The organism is Streptococcus devriesei DSM 19639 (assembly GCF_000423725.1).
Classification (GTDB): domain Bacteria; phylum Bacillota; class Bacilli; order Lactobacillales; family Streptococcaceae; genus Streptococcus; species Streptococcus devriesei.
In genome coordinates this window covers 1-20,873 of the sequence record NZ_AUIN01000013.1, presented here as the reverse complement: position 1 = coordinate 20,873, position 20,873 = coordinate 1, and the positions used below count along the sequence as shown (strand labels likewise).

The 20,873-nt window shown below is 42.0% G+C and carries 18 protein-coding genes, 1 tRNA gene and 2 rRNA genes; 1 reads left to right on the top strand and 20 read right to left on the bottom strand.

Features of this window, described 5'->3' with window-relative positions; genetic code table 11:
• Window positions 1–23 precede the first annotated feature (23 nt).
• The 12 genes from G573_RS0102765 to pbp1b all read right to left on the bottom strand — a co-directional run bounded on the left by G573_RS0102765 (window position 24) and on the right by pbp1b (window position 15,202).
• Window positions 24–977, bottom strand: coding sequence for a class I SAM-dependent methyltransferase (locus tag G573_RS0102765; protein WP_027975279.1), 954 nt, complete (start codon window positions 975–977; stop codon window positions 24–26).
• A 48-nt stretch (window positions 978–1,025) separates the two neighbouring features.
• On the bottom strand, window positions 1,026–1,433 hold the full coding sequence (gene comGG / locus G573_RS0102760) for a competence type IV pilus minor pilin ComGG (RefSeq protein ID WP_027975278.1): 408 nt from the start codon (window positions 1,431–1,433) through the stop codon (window positions 1,026–1,028).
• The gene (gene comGF / locus G573_RS0102755) at window positions 1,411–1,845 is read right to left on the bottom strand and encodes a competence type IV pilus minor pilin ComGF (RefSeq protein WP_027975277.1); all 435 of its coding nucleotides are present in this window, start codon (window positions 1,843–1,845) and stop codon (window positions 1,411–1,413) included. The genes comGG and comGF overlap by 23 nt, the downstream gene beginning before the upstream one ends.
• Window positions 1,832–2,125 carry a competence type IV pilus minor pilin ComGE gene (gene comGE, locus G573_RS0102750; RefSeq protein ID WP_027975276.1) on the bottom strand — a complete coding sequence of 98 codons (294 nt, stop codon included), beginning with the start codon at window positions 2,123–2,125 and terminating at the stop codon, window positions 1,832–1,834. Before comGE ends, comGF begins: the two co-directional genes overlap by 14 nt.
• Entirely contained in the window at window positions 2,079–2,498 is a 420-nt protein-coding gene (gene comGD / locus G573_RS0102745; protein ID WP_037586728.1) for a competence type IV pilus minor pilin ComGD, read from the bottom strand. Before comGD ends, comGE begins: the two co-directional genes overlap by 47 nt.
• Window positions 2,485–2,799 carry a competence type IV pilus major pilin ComGC gene (gene comGC, locus G573_RS0102740; RefSeq protein WP_027975274.1) on the bottom strand — a complete coding sequence of 105 codons (315 nt, stop codon included), beginning with the start codon at window positions 2,797–2,799 and terminating at the stop codon, window positions 2,485–2,487. Before comGC ends, comGD begins: the two co-directional genes overlap by 14 nt.
• Complete coding sequence (gene comGB, locus G573_RS0102735) at window positions 2,799–3,815, bottom strand: competence type IV pilus assembly protein ComGB (RefSeq protein ID WP_051175700.1); 1,017 nt, start codon at window positions 3,813–3,815, stop codon at window positions 2,799–2,801. The genes comGC and comGB overlap by 1 nt, the downstream gene beginning before the upstream one ends.
• Window positions 3,766–4,707, bottom strand: coding sequence for a competence type IV pilus ATPase ComGA (gene comGA / locus G573_RS0102730; protein WP_027975272.1), 942 nt, complete (start codon window positions 4,705–4,707; stop codon window positions 3,766–3,768). The genes comGB and comGA overlap by 50 nt, the downstream gene beginning before the upstream one ends.
• 93 nt (window positions 4,708–4,800) lie before the next feature.
• Window positions 4,801–5,178: a DUF1033 family protein gene (locus G573_RS0102725; protein WP_027975271.1), complete on the bottom strand. Its 378-nt coding sequence runs from the start codon at window positions 5,176–5,178 to the stop codon at window positions 4,801–4,803.
• A gap of 120 nt (window positions 5,179–5,298) precedes the next feature.
• The gene (gene rpoC / locus G573_RS0102720) at window positions 5,299–8,928 is read right to left on the bottom strand and encodes a DNA-directed RNA polymerase subunit beta' (protein ID WP_027975270.1); all 3,630 of its coding nucleotides are present in this window, start codon (window positions 8,926–8,928) and stop codon (window positions 5,299–5,301) included.
• A gap of 78 nt (window positions 8,929–9,006) precedes the next feature.
• Window positions 9,007–12,570: a DNA-directed RNA polymerase subunit beta gene (gene rpoB, locus G573_RS0102715; protein ID WP_027975269.1), complete on the bottom strand. Its 3,564-nt coding sequence runs from the start codon at window positions 12,568–12,570 to the stop codon at window positions 9,007–9,009.
• A 262-nt stretch (window positions 12,571–12,832) separates the two neighbouring features.
• Window positions 12,833–15,202: a penicillin-binding protein PBP1B gene (gene pbp1b, locus G573_RS0102710; RefSeq protein ID WP_027975268.1), complete on the bottom strand. Its 2,370-nt coding sequence runs from the start codon at window positions 15,200–15,202 to the stop codon at window positions 12,833–12,835.
• A gap of 159 nt (window positions 15,203–15,361) precedes the next feature.
• On the opposite strand from pbp1b, the gene tyrS reads away from it, so the two are divergent.
• Window positions 15,362–16,618, top strand: coding sequence for a tyrosine--tRNA ligase (gene tyrS / locus G573_RS0102705; RefSeq protein WP_027975267.1), 1,257 nt, complete (start codon window positions 15,362–15,364; stop codon window positions 16,616–16,618).
• A gap of 100 nt (window positions 16,619–16,718) precedes the next feature.
• On the opposite strand, the gene G573_RS0102700 is transcribed toward tyrS, so the two are convergent.
• From G573_RS0102700 to G573_RS0102655, 8 genes are all read right to left on the bottom strand, one after another.
• Window positions 16,719–17,531, bottom strand: a complete 813-nt coding sequence (locus tag G573_RS0102700) for a metal ABC transporter permease (protein WP_027975266.1) — start codon at window positions 17,529–17,531, stop codon at window positions 16,719–16,721.
• Window positions 17,521–18,231, bottom strand: coding sequence for a metal ABC transporter ATP-binding protein (locus G573_RS0102695; RefSeq protein ID WP_027975265.1), 711 nt, complete (start codon window positions 18,229–18,231; stop codon window positions 17,521–17,523). The genes G573_RS0102700 and G573_RS0102695 overlap by 11 nt, the downstream gene beginning before the upstream one ends.
• 2 nt (window positions 18,232–18,233) lie before the next feature.
• Window positions 18,234–18,674: a zinc-dependent MarR family transcriptional regulator gene (locus G573_RS0102690; protein WP_027975264.1), complete on the bottom strand. Its 441-nt coding sequence runs from the start codon at window positions 18,672–18,674 to the stop codon at window positions 18,234–18,236.
• An 88-nt stretch (window positions 18,675–18,762) separates the two neighbouring features.
• Window positions 18,763–19,611, bottom strand: a complete 849-nt coding sequence (gene ispE, locus G573_RS0102680; RefSeq protein ID WP_027975263.1) for a 4-(cytidine 5'-diphospho)-2-C-methyl-D-erythritol kinase — start codon at window positions 19,609–19,611, stop codon at window positions 18,763–18,765.
• A 279-nt stretch (window positions 19,612–19,890) separates the two neighbouring features.
• Entirely contained in the window at window positions 19,891–20,388 is a 498-nt protein-coding gene (locus tag G573_RS0102670) for a sigma-70 RNA polymerase sigma factor region 4 domain-containing protein (protein WP_027975262.1), read from the bottom strand.
• Window positions 20,389–20,518: 130 nt separating this feature from the next.
• A tRNA-Asn gene (locus tag G573_RS0102665) sits at window positions 20,519–20,592 on the bottom strand.
• A gap of 5 nt (window positions 20,593–20,597) precedes the next feature.
• Window positions 20,598–20,713: ribosomal RNA gene (gene rrf / locus G573_RS0102660) — 5S ribosomal RNA — on the bottom strand.
• A gap of 61 nt (window positions 20,714–20,774) precedes the next feature.
• Window positions 20,775–20,873 (bottom strand): 23S ribosomal RNA (locus G573_RS0102655); the annotation flags it as partial.

The following is a 20,873-nucleotide window of genomic DNA, read 5'->3' as shown; positions in this document are numbered from 1 at the left end:
AGATTATTATAGCAAATTATCACTTAAATGGCATTATCTTCCTTCCACTTTTTAAAATTTTTCATAAAAGTCCGCAAACTATCAGGGTTCTGTAAATCCGTCAGTGGGTACACAAAGGTTTCGCAGTCTTGTTTTGCCTGCTTCTTTAAGACAAAAATGGATTTCATATTATTTTTATGACTGAAGACTGTCTCCGGCAAAGAAATAACCGATAAAACAGCAGCGTTTTCCTGCAGCCACGCCTTTAACAAAGGACTCTGTTCACTGGTCAGCAAATCAACAGGCGCCAGAAAAATAGCCAGTCCATTTTTCTTTAGGTACTTAAGTGACTGCTCCATCAAAAGATGGTGGGCATAAGTATGCCCATCTTTTGCTGCAACCTTATAGCGCCCAGCAATATCATCATTAGGATAAAAGCCAACGGGCAAGTCACTGATAATAACATCACTTTCTTTTAAAATCTGCGGCCTCACTGCATCTTCTTGAATAAAATGAGCAGGAGAATCTAAAACATCCGCAATACTTGCTGACAGATCAATCAAAAGATCATCAACCTCAATACCCATATAATCTAATTGCTTGGAACTATTGTTGAGCAGTGTTTCAGCGAGATTTCCTGTTCCTGATCCGATTTCAAGAACATCTAACTGGCTAGCATCCGTCAATTCTTCCAGTAAATAGAGAAGGATAAAACCGATACTGTCCGGAGTAAACTGATGGTTTGCCTGCAAGCGTTGTTCTTGGGCTGCCTTAATAAACAGAAACTGAAAAGTTCTGCGCCACTCTTCTTTACTGAGATTCAACTGCTGTAACTTGTCATTATTCTGACTGATTATGTCATCAGCTCCATCTGCACCTAGATAATAAGCATTTTGCTCAATTAAAGCATCATAAAGATTTGTCTGAAGTTTTGTTTCCAGCCGCTGACAATTATTCAGCAGTAAATTATAGGCTGTTTCTATTTTTTCAAAATCCATAATTTCCTCCAGCACCTATCATATCAAAAATAGATTGAACTGGCAAAATCAATTATTAGATTGAGATCCTTTATTTTCTTTTGATTTTTCAAGAGCTGCTTTATTTTTTTCAGCACTTCTTTCAGTCGTCTTTTCCTTTGTTTTATCATTTTCTTCCTTAAAATGGTAGTGATAAGACTGACCGTTTTTCAAATGTACTTCAATCAAAATCTGCTGATTTTTCCTTTGATAATTTGAATTGCCATAATTAAAGGTAAACTGCCCGCTGTTATCTTTAGCTAAATCCTGAGTTAATTCTGCTATCAGATACGCCTTACCAGCCGATAATTGCGATTGATTCTGCCTCTCTGTTGCAAGGACACGGTTGAGGTAGAACTGCAATAAAAGACTAAATATTGCTGCCATTAGCAGGGCATATAAAAGAACACCTGCCTTAACCTTTTTCATTAAATGCATAGACAAAAGTCCTCTCTAATCCATTATCAAAAGTAATATCTAGCCTCACAATGTCTCCGGACTGATTAAAATAAGCTGTCTTTACTCCTGTCAGCATAGGCTGATAACCGCGCCCATCGGCATTCGTTTTCCTAAAATCTGTCGCTTTTGATTTACCAAAAGCTAAATCCTGTCCATCTTTACTGATATAAAGCTTATGATTGTCTATTTTCTGCAAGCTTGTTCCCTCAAGCTCTGACCGGAATTGTTGACAAAAGAGCAGCCATCTATCTTTTTGATTTTTTGATAAATAATGAACATTGCTGCTAATCACCTTAGTCAATCCACTGTAAACAGAAACACTGCCGGCAATAACAAGGAGGGCAACCAGACACTCCAGAAGTGTAAAAGCCTTTAATCTATTCTTTAACAAGACTTATAACCTCCTCTTGATCGTGGTAGACAGCGATTGTAGTTTCATCTCTGACTACCTTCACACTGACACCATTGAGACTCAGGCTGTCTTGTTTAGTTTGAACAGCCATTATCGCTAAGTTCATCACTTCTTGCCTTTGCAAATTGTCGGCTATCCTTTTTTGATCGCGATTGATCTGCTGAAGAATCAAAGATGTAATTGTCACTAAAAGTCCCAGAGCAATTAGGCTTTCAAGGAGAATGTAAGCTTTCATTTTCTGTTTTTTTATATTGACCACTCCCTATATATAATTGATAAGTTACCGTCTTTTTTGGAGTTTGAAAACTAAGTTTAGCTAGCGATGAGTTTCCGCCTGCCTGATCAAAATTCAGTGCCATGCTTTTTTCTAATGTTATATCCTCGGGAACATCAAGCGTCTCAACACCATTAGAAATCTGCCCCTTATCCAAAGTTAAAGTCATTTCCTGCTGAGTCAGAGCACTGAGTTTTTGTGTGTCACGGTAAAGATGTTCAAATGACAGAAAAAAGAGCTGCTCTTTTACACTGGCAAAGGTCTGATTGATTCCTCCAGATAAACTTAGGATTAAAAAAGCTGTAATGGCCAAAGTTATCAGGCTCTCCAAGAGTGTGAATGCTTTAATTCGCCACATGCCGTGCCTTTTCAGGATGTTTTGCATAATAAGCCTTATAAGAATCAGCCTGCTCTTGAGTAATATTGCCGCTAGCTACTAATTTAGAAAGAGTTGCCGAATCAGTTTGATCCAATTCATACAGTTCAGCCTGACTTTCAACAACTTTGACAACAGCTGAATTGCCTGTATCCTTTACTTTATCTTTTTGTTTGGTTAAATTAGGTACAAACAAAAGCAGCAAGACACTGATAATCAGCAAAACGACTAACATTTCTATCAAAGTGAAACCTTTAACAGTAACTTTCTTGAATTTTTTCATTACAAATTAACCTCCATATTTTGATAAATCGGCAGCAGCATAGCTGCATAAATCATCACAATAACTATCGCTACTAGGACAAAGACAAGAGGCTGGATGAGCTGCATAGCTTTATTGAGTTTACTGAAGAAACGCTCCCAGCTCTCCTCAGCATAGATTTCAAGCTCGCTGCCTAGTTTTGACTTGACTTCCCCATATTCAATCATTAGGCTGAGTTCCCTCAAAAAGAAAGGATAATCTAAAACCTTCTGATGAAATTCCCGGCCGGCTGTAAGCGCCTTTTCCATATCATGGCCAATTTCTCTAAAAAGCTGTGACTTTTGCTCCTGCATCAAGTGGACAATTTCAGCCATCTCTACTCCCTGTCCTATAAGATTGCCCCATTCTCGTGCATAATAAGCTGTCAAATACAGCCGAAAATAGCTGCCTATAAATGGTATCTGACTGTAAATCGTCATTAAGCGTTTCCGACTCATTCTTCTTGAAAAAAGATAAAAAAATCCTGCTAAAAGTATGAAAAAACCGCATCCTAAGAGAAAAATAGCCGGAAAATGAGAAATAAGCTCCGTCGCAAAATTCCCATTTTCAAGCTGGGGCAGCAGATAATTTTTTAATCCCAGCATGATAAGAACAAGAAAAATGATTAAAATAACAGGATAGGTAGCTACTTCAATCAGTTTCTTTTTAACAACCATAAGATTACTTAAGTAGGCCTCAATTTTTAAAAGACTTTTCTGAGTATTTCCATGAATTTCAGAAAGTGCCAGCTGAGTAACGACATTGTCTGAAAAACCCAGAGAACTCATTATTTCTGCTAAATTCAAGCCATTTAGAAGACCCTGACGCATACTGTCTGTATAATCCTTTGCCAATAGGCGGCTTCGCTCTAAAAAATCTACAATTTCAGTCAGGTTGAAGCCGCTGGCAAAAAGATTATTAAACAATTGAATGACTTTTCTTTGTTTTTCAGTCCTTAATTTTTTCTGCTTCAGCTTCTTCCCTAGTGATATATCCATCTGTAAAAAGGCTGTCAATTTGTTTATTCCACTCTTGCGCTGAGTGTTTTTGGTAGTCTCTTTGGGCAAAATCAATGACACCTCCTCCCTTGATTAAACGCTGGTAAGCAATCCCGCGCAAAGCATTTTCCAGTTCTTCTTTGCTGACTCCTAGTTCCAGAAGTCTGGCATAAACTCCGGGAATACTTTTGGCATGGATAGTTGAAAAAACAACCGCCCCAGTCAGGCTTGCTCTGATAACTGCCCGCGCTGTTTCTTTATCTCTGATTTCCCCGATAATCAGAATGTCCGGCCGATGCCTGAGAGACAGTTTAATTAAATTATCATAGGTCATATCAATACTTTCATTTAGCTGCAGCTGCAGCATATCATCCTGTTTAATTTCCACAGGATCCTCAATGGTAATCACCTGTCTGCTGCTAAACTTTTCCTTGACCAATTGATACATCAGTGTCGTTTTCCCGCTGCCGACCGGCCCCGAAAAGAGATAAAGTCCTCTCCCTTTAATTTCCTTTAAAATGAGATTCATGCCATTAAACCAAAATTTTAAATCGTGGCGGCCGTCAAATAAAAGACGAATGACCAAACTTTCATAACTGCGATAATCTCCGACACTTGAGAGCCGTAAAGCGATTGTTTTGTCTTCATCATAGTGATAATCACAAGCTCCTAGCTGGCTTCGCCTTTTTTCGCCAACATTCATTCCCGCAACAAATTTAAAATGGCTGATAAGATTTGCCATAAACTGATGCTCGTAATCATCAATAAACTTTCTTTCATCGCCTATTCTCATATAGAGCTCATAAAAATCTTTTTTAGGAATAATATAAATGTCCTGCGCTCTGTTTTGAACGGCTTCTGCAATGATTTTCTTTCCTAATTCTTGAACCATAAATCCTCCTACTTTATTTATTCGCAAAGAAGGAGCATTTTGCATAAAATATTATGAATTATTGCTTTTAAAGCCAAAAAAATAAACCGCAGCTTACACTTGCGGTTTATTTTTCTTAATAGAACAGGCTCGGTGATTAGGCTTGTCGCTTTGTCTGTCATAGGCCGGGCGGTGCATTTCCTCAGGGATTTCCTGCCAGTCGGTTAAAAGAGCTAAGGAATAGTACTGCTGTACATATTCATCACATTCTTCACACCAGCGCTGGTCTTCAATATCCCAAAACGCGGTCATAATACTGCTGCGGCTGTTAAAACTTGAATGGGCACCATGTAAGTTTAACCATTCCTTTTTATAACATTTCAAAGCTTCATAATAATGCTCAAATTCATGGACCTGAACAATGTCATCTTTCCAGCCATCTAAGAACCACCAGGGTTCCATATCGCCGTACATTTTTACTACTTGATACATAAACTTTACTTCCTTGATACACTCATTATATAGGAAAAGCCTCATTTTTAAAAAAATTTTGCTCATTTGTGAGAAAGATTAGAATTATTATAAAAAAGCCCTGCTAAGCAGGGCTCTTCTCTATTCTGTTACGAGACTTTCATCAGTTTCAGTATCTTCAATAAGCTCGACTTCATTAACAGCCTGCGGCTCAATGTTGCGGTAGCGTGCCATTCCGGTACCAGCCGGAATAATCTTACCGATAATAACATTTTCTTTAAGACCAAGCAAGTGATCCTTCTTACCGCGGATAGCAGCATCTGTAAGAACACGAGTTGTTTCTTGGAAAGAAGCAGCTGATAAGAATGAATTTGTTTCAAGGGAAGCTTTCGTAATTCCCATAAGAACCGGACGGCTTGTGGCTGGAATACCGCCGGCAATGACAATATCTTTATTGGCATCTGTAAAGTCAGCAATATCCATCAGAACGCCCGGAAGAAGATCTGTATCTCCCGGATCCATAACACGGACTTTGCGAAGCATTTGGCGAACCATAACTTCAACGTGCTTATCTCCGATTTCTACCCCTTGGCTGCGATACACTTTTTGGACTTCAGAAAGAAGATAAATTTCAACAGATAAGGTGTCACGGACTTCCAGCAAGTGTTTAGGCTGGATAGAACCTTCTGTCAGTGGTGCTCCGCGGTGAACTTCATCACCCACTTCAACTTTCATGCGAGCTGTAAATGGTACTGTGTACTCACCTTCTCCTGTTGCACCTTTGACATAAACCTTTTTAGTGCGGGTAGCAGCGTCTTCTTCAATGTCTGTGACTTGTCCCTTAACCTCTGTGATAACAGCCTCACCTTTAGGGTTGCGGGCTTCAAAGATTTCTTGGATACGAGGAAGACCCTGTGTAATGTCGGCATTTGAAGCAACACCGCCTGTGTGGAAGGTACGCATAGTAAGCTGTGTACCTGGTTCACCGATGGATTGGGCAGCAATCGTACCAACTGCTTCACCAACTTCAACAGCATCACCTGTTGCCAAGTTGATACCATAACAATGACGGCAGACTCCATGACGCGTATTACATGTAAAGACTGAACGGATAGTCACCTCAGTAACACCAGCATCTACAATCTTACGAGCCATGTCTTCAGTAATCAACTCATCAGCTCCAACGAGAACCTGATTTGTTTCCGGATGTCTGACGGTCTTCTTGGTGTAACGGCCGACAAGACGTTCTTCAAGCGTTTCTGTTACTTCCTTACCATCGGTGATGGCTGTAATCGTCAGACCGCGGTCAGTGTGACAGTCGTCTTCACGAATAATAACATCTTGGGCAACATCAACCAAACGGCGGGTAAGATAGCCGGAATCGGCAGTCTTAAGCGCTGTATCGGTCATCCCTTTACGGGCACCGTGGGTTGAGAAGAACATTTCCAAAACAGACAGACCTTCACGGAAGTTTGAAAGGATCGGCAGTTCCATGATGCGTCCGTTAGGAGCAGCCATCAAGCCGCGCATACCGGCAAGCTGGGAGAAGTTAGAGATGTTACCACGCGCTCCAGAGTCCATCATCATAACGATTGGATTCTTAGAATCCTGTGTTTCAACCAAACGCTCTTCCAGTTTTTCCTTAGCATCACGCCAAGTTGCCGTAACAGCTTCATAGCGATCCTCGTCTGTCATGAGACCGCGGCGGAAAGCTTTGGAAATGTCTTCAACACGATGGTGAGCTGCATCTATAATTTCCTGCTTGTTATCAATAACTGGAATGTCAGCGATACCTACTGTTAAACCGGCCAAGGTTGAATGATAATAACCGAGGTCTTTCAAACGGTCAAGAAAGGCTGAAGTTTCAGTTGTGCGGAAACGTTTAAAGATTTCAGCGATAATGTTACCAAGATTTTTCTTCTTAAATGGAATATTTAAGTCAAGATTTTTGATAACTTCCTTGATATCAGAGCCAGGCGTTAAGAAATACTTATCAGGCGTTTTGTCTGTTAAGTTGGCATTGTTTGGCTCCTGAAGGTAAGGAAGGTCTGCCGGCATAATATCATTGAAGAGAATTTTACCAACAGTTGTAATCATGATTTTGTGCTTTTGCTCATCTGTCCATGGTTTGTCAGACATGCTGTCAACAGCAATACCGACACGGCTGTGGAGATGAACATAGCCGTTGCGATAGGCCATAACAGCTTCATCACGGTCTTTGAAGACCATTCCTTCACCCTCACGGCCGGCATCTTCCATGGTTAAATAGTAGTTACCAAGAACCATATCTTGAGATGGGGTAACGACTGGCTTACCATCTTTAGGATTAAGAATGTGTTCAGCAGCCAGCATCAAGAGACGAGCTTCTGCTTGAGCTTCTTCAGACAGCGGCACGTGAATAGCCATTTGGTCCCCGTCAAAGTCGGCGTTGTAAGCTTCACAGGCCAGCGGATGGAGCCGCAGAGCCTTACCGTCAATCAAAACGGGTTCAAAAGCTTGAATACCCAAGCGGTGAAGAGTCGGTGCGCGGTTAAGAAGAACCGGATGCTCTTTAATGACCTCCTCAAGAATATCCCAAATGCGGTCATCGCCGCGCTCAATCAAGCGTTTTGCTGCCTTGACATTTTGTACGATGTCTCGCGCTACAATCTCACGCATAACAAACGGTTTAAAGAGCTCAATCGCCATTTCACGCGGCACACCGCATTGGTACATCTTAAGTGTCGGACCGACAGCAATAACCGAACGTCCTGAGAAGTCGACACGTTTACCAAGGAGGTTTTGACGAAAACGGCCTTGCTTACCTTTAAGCATGTGGCTCAATGATTTCAATGGACGGCTGCCAGGTCCGGTAATCGGACGGCCGCGGCGGCCATTATCAATCAGAGCATCCACCGCTTCCTGCAGCATCCGTTTTTCATTTTGCACAATAATGCCGGGAGCATTCAGCTCGAGCAAACGCGCCAAACGGTTGTTACGGTTAATAACACGGCGGTAGAGATCGTTAAGGTCAGAAGTTGTAAAGCGGCCGCCATCCAATTGCAGCATCGGACGAAGATCAGGCGGAATAACCGGCAGGATGTTAAGTACCATCCACTCAGGTTTATTGCCCGATTTTTGGAAAGCATCAAGAACATCCAAACGACGGACAGCTTTCACCCGTTTTTGTCCGGAAACTGTTTTTAATTCTGCTTTCAGCTCTGCAATTTCTGCATCTAAATCAACACGTTTCAAGAGGTCTTGAATCGCTTCTGCACCCATTTTGGCAACAAATGATCCCGGACCGTACTCTTGAAGTTTTTCACGGTATTCGCGCTCAGTCAAAAGAGATTTTGGCTCAAGCGGTGTATCCTTAGGATCAATCACCACATAAGCTGCAAAGTAAATAACTTCTTCTAAAGCGCGTGGGCTCATATCAAGAGTGAGACCCATACGAGAAGGGATACCTTTGAAATACCAGATATGAGAAACAGGCGCTTTCAATTCGATATGCCCCATGCGTTCACGGCGAACTCTGGTACGAGTCACCTCAACGCCGCAGCGGTCACAAATAATCCCTTTGTAGCGAATGCGCTTGTATTTGCCGCAGGCACATTCCCAATCCTTAGTAGGACCGAAAATAACCTCATCAAACAGACCGTCACGTTCTGGTTTCAAGGTCCGATAGTTGATTGTTTCAGGTTTTTTAACCTCACCGTAAGACCATGAACGGACTTTATTAGGTGAAGCTAATGTGATTTGCATACTTTTAAAACGATTTACGTCAACCACTAATTTTACCTTTCTTATGATTATCAGCAGCTAGACTGCCTAAACTATAGGTTAAGCAGCCAGCAGTTTGTTTATCTGTTATTTTTCATCACCATTTGCAAATTCGGCAGCTTCAATGACTTGTTTTTCACGCGCTTTTTCAAGATCATCAACGTGCATAACATCTTCATCTTCGCCTTCATCGAGATCACGAAGTTCAACTTCTCTGTCATCTTCATCAAGGACGCGCATATCAAGTCCCAGTGACTGCAGTTCCTTCACAAGAACGCGGAATGACTCCGGCACACCTGGTTTTGGAATTGGATTGCCTTTGGTAATAGCTTCATAAGCTTTGAGACGGCCTGTAATATCATCAGACTTGTAAGTCAGAATTTCTTGCAGAACATTTGACGCACCGTAAGCTTCAAGAGCCCAAACTTCCATTTCACCAAAACGCTGTCCGCCGAATTGTGCTTTACCTCCCAGCGGCTGCTGAGTGATAGTTGAGTAAGGACCGACAGAACGGGCATGGAGCTTATCGTCAACCATGTGGTGGAGTTTAATCATGTACATGACACCGACAGACACACGGTTGTCAAACGGTTCGCCAGTCCGGCCATCATAAAGGACTGTCTTAGCATCAGCAGCCATTCCCGCTTCTTTAACAGTTTCCCAAAGATCATCGGACGTTGCACCGTCAAAGACCGGCGTTGCGATATGAATGCCTAAGCTGCGGGCAGCCATCCCAAGGTGGAGCTCCATAACCTGTCCGATATTCATCCGTGATGGCACCCCAAGAGGGTTCAGCATGATGTCAACAGGAGTTCCGTCCGGAAGATACGGCATGTCCTCAACAGGAACAATACGTGAAACGACACCTTTGTTTCCGTGGCGTCCGGCCATCTTATCTCCGACTTTGATCTTACGTTTTTGAGCAATGTAAACACGAACAAGCGTATTAACTCCTGATTGAAGTTCATCACCATTGGCACGAGTAAAGATTTTAACATCACAGACAACACCGTCGCCGCCGTGAGGTACACGAAGAGAGGTATCGCGCACTTCCCGTGATTTATCACCAAAGATAGCATGCAGGAGGCGCTCTTCAGCGGTCAGATCCTTTTCGCCTTTAGGCGTTACCTTCCCGACAAGGATGTCGCCTTCTTTCACTTCTGCACCAATGCGGATAATTCCCATTTCATCAAGATCTTTGAGAGCTTCTTCTCCGACATTTGGAATCTCACGGGTAATCTCTTCAGGGCCAAGTTTTGTATCACGAGTTTCTGATTCAAATTCTTCCAAGTGCACAGATGTGTAAACATCATCCTTAACCAGACGTTCACTCATGATAACGGCATCTTCAAAGTTATAGCCTTCCCATGTCATGTAAGCAACAATAGGGTTTTGACCAAGCGCCATTTCGCCTTTTTCCATAGAAGGACCATCAGCAATAAAGTCACCCTTTTCCACACTGTCTCCTACCTTGACAAGTGTGCGTTGGTTATAGGCAGTTCCTGAGTTAGAACGGCGGAATTTTGTGATATTGTACACGTCAAGAGAGCCGTCTTCACGGCGGACTTCAACCTTGTCGGCATCAGAATAAACAACTTTACCGTTATTTTGAGCGATAATAGCAGCTCCTGAATCATGGGCAGCCTGATATTCCATACCTGTTCCGACAAGCGGAGCTTTAGGATCAATCAAAGGAACGGCCTGACGCTGCATGTTGGCACCCATAAGTGCACGGTTGGAGTCATCGTTTTCAAGGAATGGAATACATGCCGTTGCCACCGCAACTACCTGTTTAGGAGAAACATCCATGTACTCTACTGAGCTTGCCGGAAATTCCTGGTTATTCCCTTGGTGGCGTCCCATGACGATTTCTTCGGCAAATGTTCCATCTTCATTGAGTTTTGAGTTTGCCTGAGCAACAGTATATTCATCTTCTTCATCCGCAGTCAGCCATTCAATTTCGTTGGTAACCACACCTGTGGTACGGTCAACCTTACGATATGGTGTTTGGATGAAACCATATTTGTTGAGATGTCCGTATGAAGATAAGTTGTTGATCAAACCGATGTTTGGTCCTTCAGGCGTTTCAATCGGACACATACGGCCGTAATGAGTGTAGTGCACATCACGCACTTCATAACCTGCACGGTCACGTGTCAGACCGCCAGGTCCTAAGGCTGACAAACGGCGCTTATGAGACAGCTCAGACAGCGGATTGTGCTGATCCATGAATTGTGATAATTGAGAAGAGCCAAAGAATTCTTTGATAGCAGCTGTCACCGGACGGATGTTGATGATCTGTTGCGGTGTAAGCACTTCGTTGTCTTGAACAGACATGCGTTCACGGACATTTCTCTCCATACGGGCCAGGCCAATACGGAATTGGTTAGCCAGCAATTCACCGACGGCACGGATACGGCGGTTACCTAAGTGGTCAATATCGTCAACCTTGCCGAGACCTTCAGCTAAATTAAGGAAATAAGACATTTCAGCTAAGATATCAGCAGGTGTCAGGTGACGTACCTTATCATCTGGATTAGCATTGCCGACAATGGTCACAACACGGTCCGGATCAGTAGGAGCTACGACTTTGAATTTTTGCAGAATAACGGGTTCTGTCAAAACAGCATACTCATTAGGTGTATAGACAATCTTGTTGAGATCGCCTTCCAGATAATCAGAGATAGAATCAATCACACTGCGTGTCATTTCAGTTCCTGCTTCAACCAGAATTTCACCTGTTTCAGGGTCCACCAGATTTTCAGCAATAACCTGATTCAAAAGACGGGTTTTGATATTTAATTTTTTGTTAATCTTATAACGGCCGACAGCTGCTAAATCGTAGCGGCGCGCATCAAAGAAACGCGCAATCAAAAGGCTGCGTGAACTGTCAGCTGTCTTTGGTTCACCCGGACGAAGACGCTCGTAAATTTCTTTCAGAGCTTCATCGGTTCTGGAATCATTCGGATTTTTGTGGATGTCTTTCTCGATAGTATTGCGTACCAAGTCGCTCTCACCGAAAATATCAAGAATTTCATCATCGCCGGAAAATCCAAGAGCCCGCACCAGCGTTGTAAATGGAATTTTACGCGTCCGGTCAATCCTTGTATAGGCAATATCCTTAGAGTCTGTCTCAAGTTCAAGCCAGGCACCGCGGTTGGGAATAACAGTAGAACCATAGCCGACTTTACCGTTTTTATCAACCTTATCATTAAAGTAAACACCCGGCGAGCGAACTAACTGGGAAACAATGATACGCTCAGCACCATTGATAATAAAAGTCCCCATTTCAGTCATTAGCGGGAAATCACCGAAGAAAACTTCCTGAGTCTTGATTTCACCCGTTTCTTTATTAATCAGGCGGAAGGTCACAAAAATCGGCGCTGAATAGTGGGCATCATGAGCGCTTGCTTCTTCCAAAGTATACTTAGGTTCCTTTATTTCATACCCTACAAACTCAAGTTCCATGGTTTCCGTAAAGTTTGAAATAGGAAAAACATCTTCAAAAACTTCCTTAAGACCAGTATCCAAAAAGTCTTTGAATGAGTCCGTTTGAATTTCAATCAAATTTGGTAAATCAAGAACCTCTTTGATTCTTGAAAAACTGCGACGAGTACGGTGCTTACCGTATTGAACTTCATGTCCTGCCAAGTTTTAACTCCTTCTTCTTTCTAGACCTCTCAAGAGGCCAAAACGTTAGCAAATTTGCCGCTTACACTAATTTTCAGAAATTTTAAATATCTATTACAAATAGACCTGTTCCCTAAAATTAAGCACAAAAAGAGCAGCTAAATCTGACTCTTTAAAGTTTGATTTAACTGCTGTAAGCTCTGATTGGACAATATTTCAATCAAAGCAGACGACAAATAGTTACATATATTATATACTATCTCCCTATGCTTGTCAAGAAACACTACCTGCCTCCAATGCTTGACCAAGCCTTTTGATAATCGCTGTCTGTGCCGCCTATGGCAAATTTATAGACCGTATTGCCGGGACCGTTTTTCGCCCAGTAGCTCGTCGTCGTTGCGCCTCCGACAGAAATAGTCTTGCCGTTCACATTGACAGTCGCCGGCTTCAGACCTGTTGATTTCAAGACATTTGCTTTAATAACGCTGGAATCAAGTCCGAAACGCTGATTGGCTCCCCAAACAGTCGGATCCGCCTGATTAATGGCATTGACCAAATACGCCATATATTGGGCGTTGTTATTATAACCGGTCATGCTTGCTAAGGAAGTATTATTATCATGACCTGCCCAGCCGCCCAGTGTTGTCTTAGGGGTAGACAAAATCAGCCAGACATCTGTATAGTCGTCGGTTGTCCCGGTTTTCCCCGTCCAGTCAGCACCGGCTAGTCCTGAATTAAGAGCTTTCAGCCTATTTTTAAACGTTGTGGTTTTGCCCGAACTGATGGGGCCTCTAAGCAGCTCATTTAAGATGCTGGCAGTTGCTTTCGAATAGACCCGCACCGGTTTAGATTGATGCTGATAAATGACCTTGCCTTGACTGTCAGTAATCTTTTCAACCATATATTGTTTTTGATAGACACCGCCATTGGCCAGCGTCTGATAGCCGTTTGTCTGCTGAGCAACCGTTGTTTCAACGCCGCCGCCTAAAGGAAGACTTTCAATATAATATTCAGGAATATGATAGCCCATTTTTTCCATATAATTGGGAACATCTACGCCTTTTTGCAGTAACATCTGGTAGGTCCAGTAAGCTGGAATATTCCAAGAAACATCCAGTGCTTCCTGCAGATTGACCATAGCCGTACCTTTATCACCGGCATGCATAATTTTTTGTCCGCTGGCAAAGGTTGTGGGATAATTTGAAAGCATGCTTGAGCTGCCCATAAGTCCCTGGTCAATGGCAGGGCCGTAAGCCAATAATGGCTTGATGCTGGATCCGGGTGATCTTGCCGTATCAAAAGCATGATTGTTTTGGTTGCTTTTATAGTCGCGTCCTCCTACAAATCCAAGGACAGCTCCGCTGGAATTATCCATCAGAACATTGCCGACTTCAACTTTGCCCGTTCCATCATCAAGAGAGCCGCCATGCTGGGCAACCGCAGTCTGCATTGCATTATAAACCTTCTTATTAATCGTTGTTGTAATCGTATAACCGCCTAGGCGCAGCTCCTTTAAGGCTTTTTCCTTGTAGGCTTCTTTGGTTTTATCATTTTTTAAATCCTGTGCAGACACCTTATCCCTTTTGACAAGATAGTCATACATAGCATCCCGGGCTTCTTCAAACACAGAATAATATAAATAATCATGAGAATCTGTCTGAGCCGCCTGAGGTTTTCTAAAATCTTTTTTCAGATCGTATTTCTTATAGCTTTCATAGTCAGCTTTTGATAGGACACCTGTGCGGTACATATTGTATAACACGTTTTGTGAGCGCTTCAGGCCCAGCTTCATATCTTCGGCTGACTTGAGTTTTCCTGATGCTGTGTAAGGCGAATACGTAATAGGACTTTGCGGCAAACCGGCTAAAAATGCTGCCTGAGGAATGGTCAGATCTTTCGCAGCAACACCAAAAATTCCCCGAGCTGCTTCCTCAATACCGGCGATATTTTGTCCTTTATTATTACGTCCAAACGGAGAGACATTCAGATAATTGGTCAGAATCTTATCCTTATCTTCATAACGCTCAAGCGCAAGGGCGTAAATGATTTCCTTGGTTTTGCGTTTAAAGGTAGGATCATCTCCCAACACCTGCTGCTTTAAGAGCTGCTGCGTCAGCGTTGAGCCGCCGCTGCTTTCACCCAAGCCCAAAACAGAGGCCAGAGTTGCCCGAAAAACAGCTTTGGGAACAACCCCGTGATGCTCTTTAAAATTCTCATCTTCTGTTGCAATGACCGCCTTTTTCACATTTTCTGAAATCGCCCTACCATCGACCGGCGTTCTTAAAAGATCTGTATCAATAGTTGAAATCAGCGACTTGTCTGAATAAGTCATTTTGGAAATTCTGGTTAACGTATTAACCTGAGCAACTAAGTCTGTCTTATCAGGAACTTTGACATTTTCCACCTGGCTGGCCAGATAACCAAAACCCACACCAAGGCCTAAGAAAACAAATAAAAGAAGAAGAATATAAGCAAAATCGGACAATAGTTTCAGGGTGCGCAAAAAAACAGAACCGAAATCCAGATAGTCAGCTCGCTTTAATTCCTTTAACTTTAAGTTTTGAAGCCGTTTTGCAAAGTTAATTTTGCTAAAATCAGGCTTTTTAGCAATTATTTCTTTAAACTTTCTTTTTATCTTTTCTAGCAGGGACATAATAATACCTCAGTTTACATTATATCAAATTTATCATATTTAACATAGCTGCTGCCAAAATCAGGCCAATTATTTTCCCCCTCTTTCATAAGAACTTGCACAGCCCCTATTGTTTTTGATATAATGCTTTGTAATGTTATAAGAATATGGAGAAAAGATATGACTATTTTTGAAGAACTCAAAGCACGCGGCTTAGTCTTTCAAACTACTGATGAAGAGGCCCTGAAAAAAGCGTTGGACGAAGGACATGTCTCTTTTTATTCAGGCTATGATCCGACAGCAGACAGCCTCCATCTAGGTCATCTGGTACCAATTTTGGTCATGAAACATTTGCAATTAGCCGGACATAAGCCTTACCCGCTTGTAGGAGGCGCTACCGGATTGATTGGCGACCCTTCTTTTAAAGATGATGAACGCAGCCTCCAGACCAAAGAAACCGTAAAGGAATGGGTAGCAAGTATCCGCAGTCAGCTGGAGCGTTTTATTGAGTTTGAAAAGGGCGATAACAAAGCTCAGATGGTCAATAACTATGACTGGTTTGAGTCTGTCAGCTTTATTGATTTCCTGCGTGATGTCGGTAAATATTTCACCGTCAACTACATGATGAGCAAGGAATCCGTTAAAAAACGCATTGAGACCGGGATTTCATATACTGAATTTGCCTACCAAATTATGCAGGCCTATGACTTTTACGTTCTCAATCAAAAATACGGTGTTACCTTACAAATCGGCGGCTCCGATCAATGGGGCAATATGACAGCCGGCACAGAGTTGCTTCGCCGCAAGGCTGACACACAGGGGCATGTAATCACTGTTCCTTTAATCACAGATGCTACCGGCAAGAAGTTTGGCAAATCAGAAGGAAATGCTGTCTGGCTCAATCCTGATAAAACATCACCTTATGAAATGTATCAATTCTGGCTGAATGTCATGGATGCCGATGCTGTTCGTTTCCTTAAAATCTTTACTTTCCTGTCTCTGGACGAAATTGAAGATATTCGTGCTAAATTTGAAGCGGCTCCTCATGAACGTTTAGCACAGAAAACACTGGCAAAAGAGGTTGTTACCTTTGTTCATGGCGAAGAAGCCTATAAAGAGGCTGTAAAGATTACGGAACAGCTCTTTGCAGGAAATATCAAGAGCCTTTCTGCCAAAGAACTCAAACAAGGCCTCAGCAATGTTCCTAACTATGCTGTAAAACCGGAAGACAGCTTTAATATTGTTGACATTTTAATCGCTGCCGGTATTGTTAATTCTAAGCGTCAAGCCCGCGAAGATGTGCAAAACGGTGCCATTTATATCAATGGTGAACGCGTTCAGGACTTAAATTACCAATTATCCAATCAAGATAAAATCGATAACGAATTAACGGTTATCCGCCGCGGTAAGAAAAAATATTTTGTCTTAACTTATTAAGAGCATAACAAAGAAAGTGAAGCAAAATCGATTTCTAAAGAATTTCGATTTTACTTCACTCTTTTTTTCTGCAGACAGCTTATGTAAACTTTCAGCCTGTTTAATCTTTGATCAGCTGATTGAGTAAGCCGACAGCTAAGAAAATGGCAATAAAAATCATCGTAATCGTTGCACTGGCAGGCGTTTCAGCCAGATAAGACATAAAAATTCCAGATACCATCCCGATGAAACCAATCAAGATTCCCAGTGCAATAACCGTTTTAAAACTTTTGCCCAGACGCATTGCAATACTAGCAGGCAGAACCATAATCGTCGACACCAAAAGTGCACCGGCTGCCGGAATAGTAAGAGCAATCGCCACTCCTGTAACAACATTGAACAAAATGGACATAAGCCGAACAGGCAAACCATCTACAAAGGCCGTCTCTTCATCAAAAGTCAAAATATACATAGGACGGATAAAGCAAAAGGTAAGTATCAAAACAACCGCTGCAATCGCAAACAAGGCAATGACCTGTTCACGACTGATGGTAATAATAGAACCAAAGAGATACTGCTCAAGACTGACATTGCTGGCATCGCCGGCCTTGCTCATAACAATTAAGGAAAGAGCCAAGCCCATGGACATAAGAATAGCCGTAGCAATCTCCATATAGTGACGGTAAACCGTACGCAGGTATTCAAGAACAACGGCAGCAAAAGTTACCACAAAAAGGGTGGTCCATGTCGGTGAAATTCCCAGCAGAACCCCAAACGCAACACCCGCTAAGGAGACATGGCTCAATGTATCACTCATTAAACTCTGGCGGCGCAAAATGAGAAACAGGCCCAAAATCGGAGCAAAAAGACTGATAGCCACAACGGCCAGCAAAGCACGCTGCATGAAATCGTAAGCCAATATATCACTTAACATCTTCTTTTTCCCCCTTATCTTTTTCATGGATATTAAAACAGCGCCAAGGCAACTCTTGATTTCTCACCAAATGGATATTTCGATCCGCATATGCCTTGACTTCTTCAGGATCGTGCGTAATCATCAAGACCGCTTTATTATGCCGGTGGGCACTGTGATGCATCAGCTCATAAAAGGTTTCTGTTGTTCCTGCATCCATCCCTGTTGTAGGCTCATCTAACACAAAAATATCAGGATCACTGGCAAACATTCTGGCAATAATAGCACGCTGCTTCTGACCGCCGGAAAGACTGCCGATAGGCTTCTGGCGATTTTCCCACATACCGACGGATTCTAAGCTGGCCTTGATATGCTCTTCATCATGCTTTGTCAGCCTTCTGAACCAGCCATTTCTCGGGTAACGCCCTGATTTGACAAATTCGTAGACTGTACTTGGAAAACCGGCATTGAAACTGGCAATCTGCTGAGGCAGATAGGCCAGACGTAATTTCTTACCGGCCACATTCGTTTTGGAAAATTCTACAGAACCAACCCTAGGTTTTAAAATACCTAGGGTTGCCTTGATCAAAGTTGACTTGGCAGCCCCATTTTCTCCCGTCAGCGTTACAAATTCACCGCTGTTTAAATGGTAACTAATCCCTTCTAAAACAGGTTCCGAATCGTATTGATAAGATAGATCTTTTACAGTAATATATCGCACAGCTACTCCTTTAATCCCTTACTTAAGGCCGTTAAAAAGCGACTGATAACAGCCTGCTCCTCTTTTGAAAAGGTGTCCAAGAGATGATCATAAACCGACAGCGTCAAAGCATGATGGTGTTCATGCTCCTGAGCAATAGGCTTAGCTAAATCCGTCAGACGAAAATAAGTAACCCTTGCATCAGCCTTATCTTTGATGGACTCCAGCATCTCCTGCTTCACAAGCGATTTGACCGCTTTTGTCACTGCCGCTTGACTCACATTCAGCCGTTTGGCCAAGTCCGAATTTGTCAGATTTTCCTGTGACAGCAGCATCAAAATATGCTCCTGAGTATTGGTCAGTTTAATCTCACTTTGGCAAGAACCAATCAGCAGTTCGTGCTGATTTTCAGCCTTTAAAACAATTTGATTAATCAAGCGATCAATTTCTTGTCCTAATACCATAGCCCCCTCCTTTTAATTAACCAGTTAATCATTTGTCGCTTAATCTTACCATAAATAAAAAAAAGAATCAAATGAATTCGATTCTTTTTCATAATATTCTCACCTTGTAAACTTCCCTGCAAAAACCTTTCATGCTGTTGACAACGCGGTTGGCGCGTTTTTCTGTCCGGCAAAGCGCAAAAACTGTCGGTCCGCTGCCCGTCATCAAAGAAATATCAGCCCCGCATTTATCCATACGATCTTTAATTTTTTGAATAAAAGGTTTTCTGGCAATGGTAATATCTTCAAGTGAATTTCCCATAAATTGCAGCACATCTTCATAGGAATTTGTCAGAATAGCCTCTTTTAAAGCGTCAATATTTACCCGAGAAATCGTCTCCGTATCAATTTCTTTGAAAATTGTTCTCGTTGAAATGCCGAAATCTGGCTTAACCAAAACAACCCAGGCTGATAAAGAGCTGGTTAGATTTTCAACAACCTCCCCTTTACCCGAAATAAGAGCACAGCCGCCTTTAATGCAGTAAGGAACATCGCTGCCAATTTCAAAGCCAATTTCAATCAGTTCTTCTTCTGATAAGTTAAGATCCCATAAACGATTGAGAGCACGCAGAGTTGCAGCCGCATCACTGGAGCCTCCGCCTAAACCAGCACATATAGGAATCGATTTTTGCAGCGATATTTCAAGACCAGTACTAATCTGATAGCGTTCTTTTACAAGCTGAGCAGCCTTGCAAACATCATTTTTACTATTTAAAGGCAGCTTACAGCTATTTGAGCTTACAATAACTTGATCCTCTGCTGTCTCTGTAATCGTAATATAATCATTTAAGTCAACACTGACCATAATCATTGACAGTTCGTGAAAACCATCCTGACGCTTGCCGGCAATATCAAGACCAAGATTGATTTTAGCAGGAGCTTTCTCAACAATTTCCATAGCATGCCTTTCTTGTGAATGATTATATTAATTATACCAAAAACTTCTCCTGTATGGTTTGACAAACCGTATAAAAGCTAACTTTTCCCCAGTCAAAAGCAGCCAAACCACACAAAAGAGCTGGTATCATATCCCAGCTCTTTGACCTGCGGACTATTTTAAAGTTTAGCAAAGTTATTTTTTGTTCCCAATTGATTACCTTTTTGATAGCTCTTCCCTTTTTGTGATAAGATAATCAGGACTAAAAATAAGTAACAAAAACTAACAAGCAATTTTGGGCTAATGTTCTCTTAAACTCGTGTCATCAAAATCACTTAATTTTTTCTTGAGATCCTTAAGCATTTTCTGTCTCCCTAAAAACCGTTCGCCAGCGATTAAACGCTCAAACTGCTCTTTCTGATCCTCATCTAATCCCTTTTTGTAAGCAGTTAAACGATCATAAAACAAGACATATTCATCCAGTTGCATGCCTGCAGTTGAAACACAGTGAGCCACTTCACTAATTTCATCATACGGCATTTTGTTAAAACGGCGCTTTTGACTTTCTTGCTGACGCAAAACATCTTTAATATAATTAGAGAATCTCGTTTTAAAATAAACATAAAGTTTTGAATCATCCCTAGTTAATTCGGGATGTTCCTTTAATAGCTGATGTAAAACAAGCATTCCCTCTTGCTGCCAGTCTTCTCTAGTCCACAGTTTAATAAAGTAATAGCGCTGCAATTTAAAGATAATCGGCTTAACTTTATTAAAAGCAATTTCAAAATCTTCTTCCATCTTCACGATGCCCTCCTTTATATGATGACATCATTATAAAGCTAAAGCAATTTTAAGAACAGGACATTTATGTCCTGTTTTCTCCTCACATACAAAAAACACCTCAATGAGGTGTTCAGAAATTCTATTACTCCGGCAGTAGGACTCGAACCTACGACATCATGATTAACAGTCATGCGCTACTACCAACTGAGCTATGCCGGAATTTCGCTAAGCGACTACCCTATCTCACAGGGGGCAACCCCCAACTACTTCAGGCGTGCTAGGGCTTAACTGCTGTGTTCGGCATGGAAACAGGTGTATCTCCTAGGCTATCGTCACTTAACTCATGTGAGATAACTCACTCATAATTGAATAGCGCTTGAAACCGCTGCTGTTACTTATCTTTGGATAAGTCCTCGAGCGATTAGTATTGGTCCGCTTCATATGTCACCATACGTCCACTCCCAACCTATCTACCTGATCTTCTCTCAGGGCTCTTACTA

Excerpts from the sequence above, each read along its gene's own strand:
- G573_RS0102765 (WP_027975279.1), bottom strand. The coding sequence starts at position 977 with ATGGATTTTGAAAAAATAGAAACAGCCTATAATTTACTGCTGAATAAT.
- comGG (WP_027975278.1), bottom strand. The coding sequence starts at position 1,433 with ATGCATTTAATGAAAAAGGTTAAGGCAGGTGTTCTTTTATATGCCCTG.
- comGD (WP_037586728.1), bottom strand. The coding sequence starts at position 2,498 with ATGTGGCGAATTAAAGCATTCACACTCTTGGAGAGCCTGATAACTTTG.
- comGC (WP_027975274.1), bottom strand. The coding sequence starts at position 2,799 with ATGAAAAAATTCAAGAAAGTTACTGTTAAAGGTTTCACTTTGATAGAA.
- comGB (WP_051175700.1), bottom strand. The coding sequence starts at position 3,815 with ATGGATATATCACTAGGGAAGAAGCTGAAGCAGAAAAAATTAAGGACT.
- comGA (WP_027975272.1), bottom strand. The coding sequence starts at position 4,707 with ATGGTTCAAGAATTAGGAAAGAAAATCATTGCAGAAGCCGTTCAAAAC.
- G573_RS0102725 (WP_027975271.1), bottom strand. The coding sequence starts at position 5,178 with ATGTATCAAGTAGTAAAAATGTACGGCGATATGGAACCCTGGTGGTTC.
- pbp1b (WP_027975268.1), bottom strand. The coding sequence starts at position 15,202 with ATGTCCCTGCTAGAAAAGATAAAAAGAAAGTTTAAAGAAATAATTGCT.
- tyrS (WP_027975267.1), top strand. The coding sequence starts at position 15,362 with ATGACTATTTTTGAAGAACTCAAAGCACGCGGCTTAGTCTTTCAAACT.
- G573_RS0102700 (WP_027975266.1), bottom strand. The coding sequence starts at position 17,531 with ATGTTAAGTGATATATTGGCTTACGATTTCATGCAGCGTGCTTTGCTG.
- G573_RS0102690 (WP_027975264.1), bottom strand. The coding sequence starts at position 18,674 with ATGGTATTAGGACAAGAAATTGATCGCTTGATTAATCAAATTGTTTTA.
- ispE (WP_027975263.1), bottom strand. The coding sequence starts at position 19,611 with ATGGAAATTGTTGAGAAAGCTCCTGCTAAAATCAATCTTGGTCTTGAT.
- G573_RS0102670 (WP_027975262.1), bottom strand. The coding sequence starts at position 20,388 with ATGGAAGAAGATTTTGAAATTGCTTTTAATAAAGTTAAGCCGATTATC.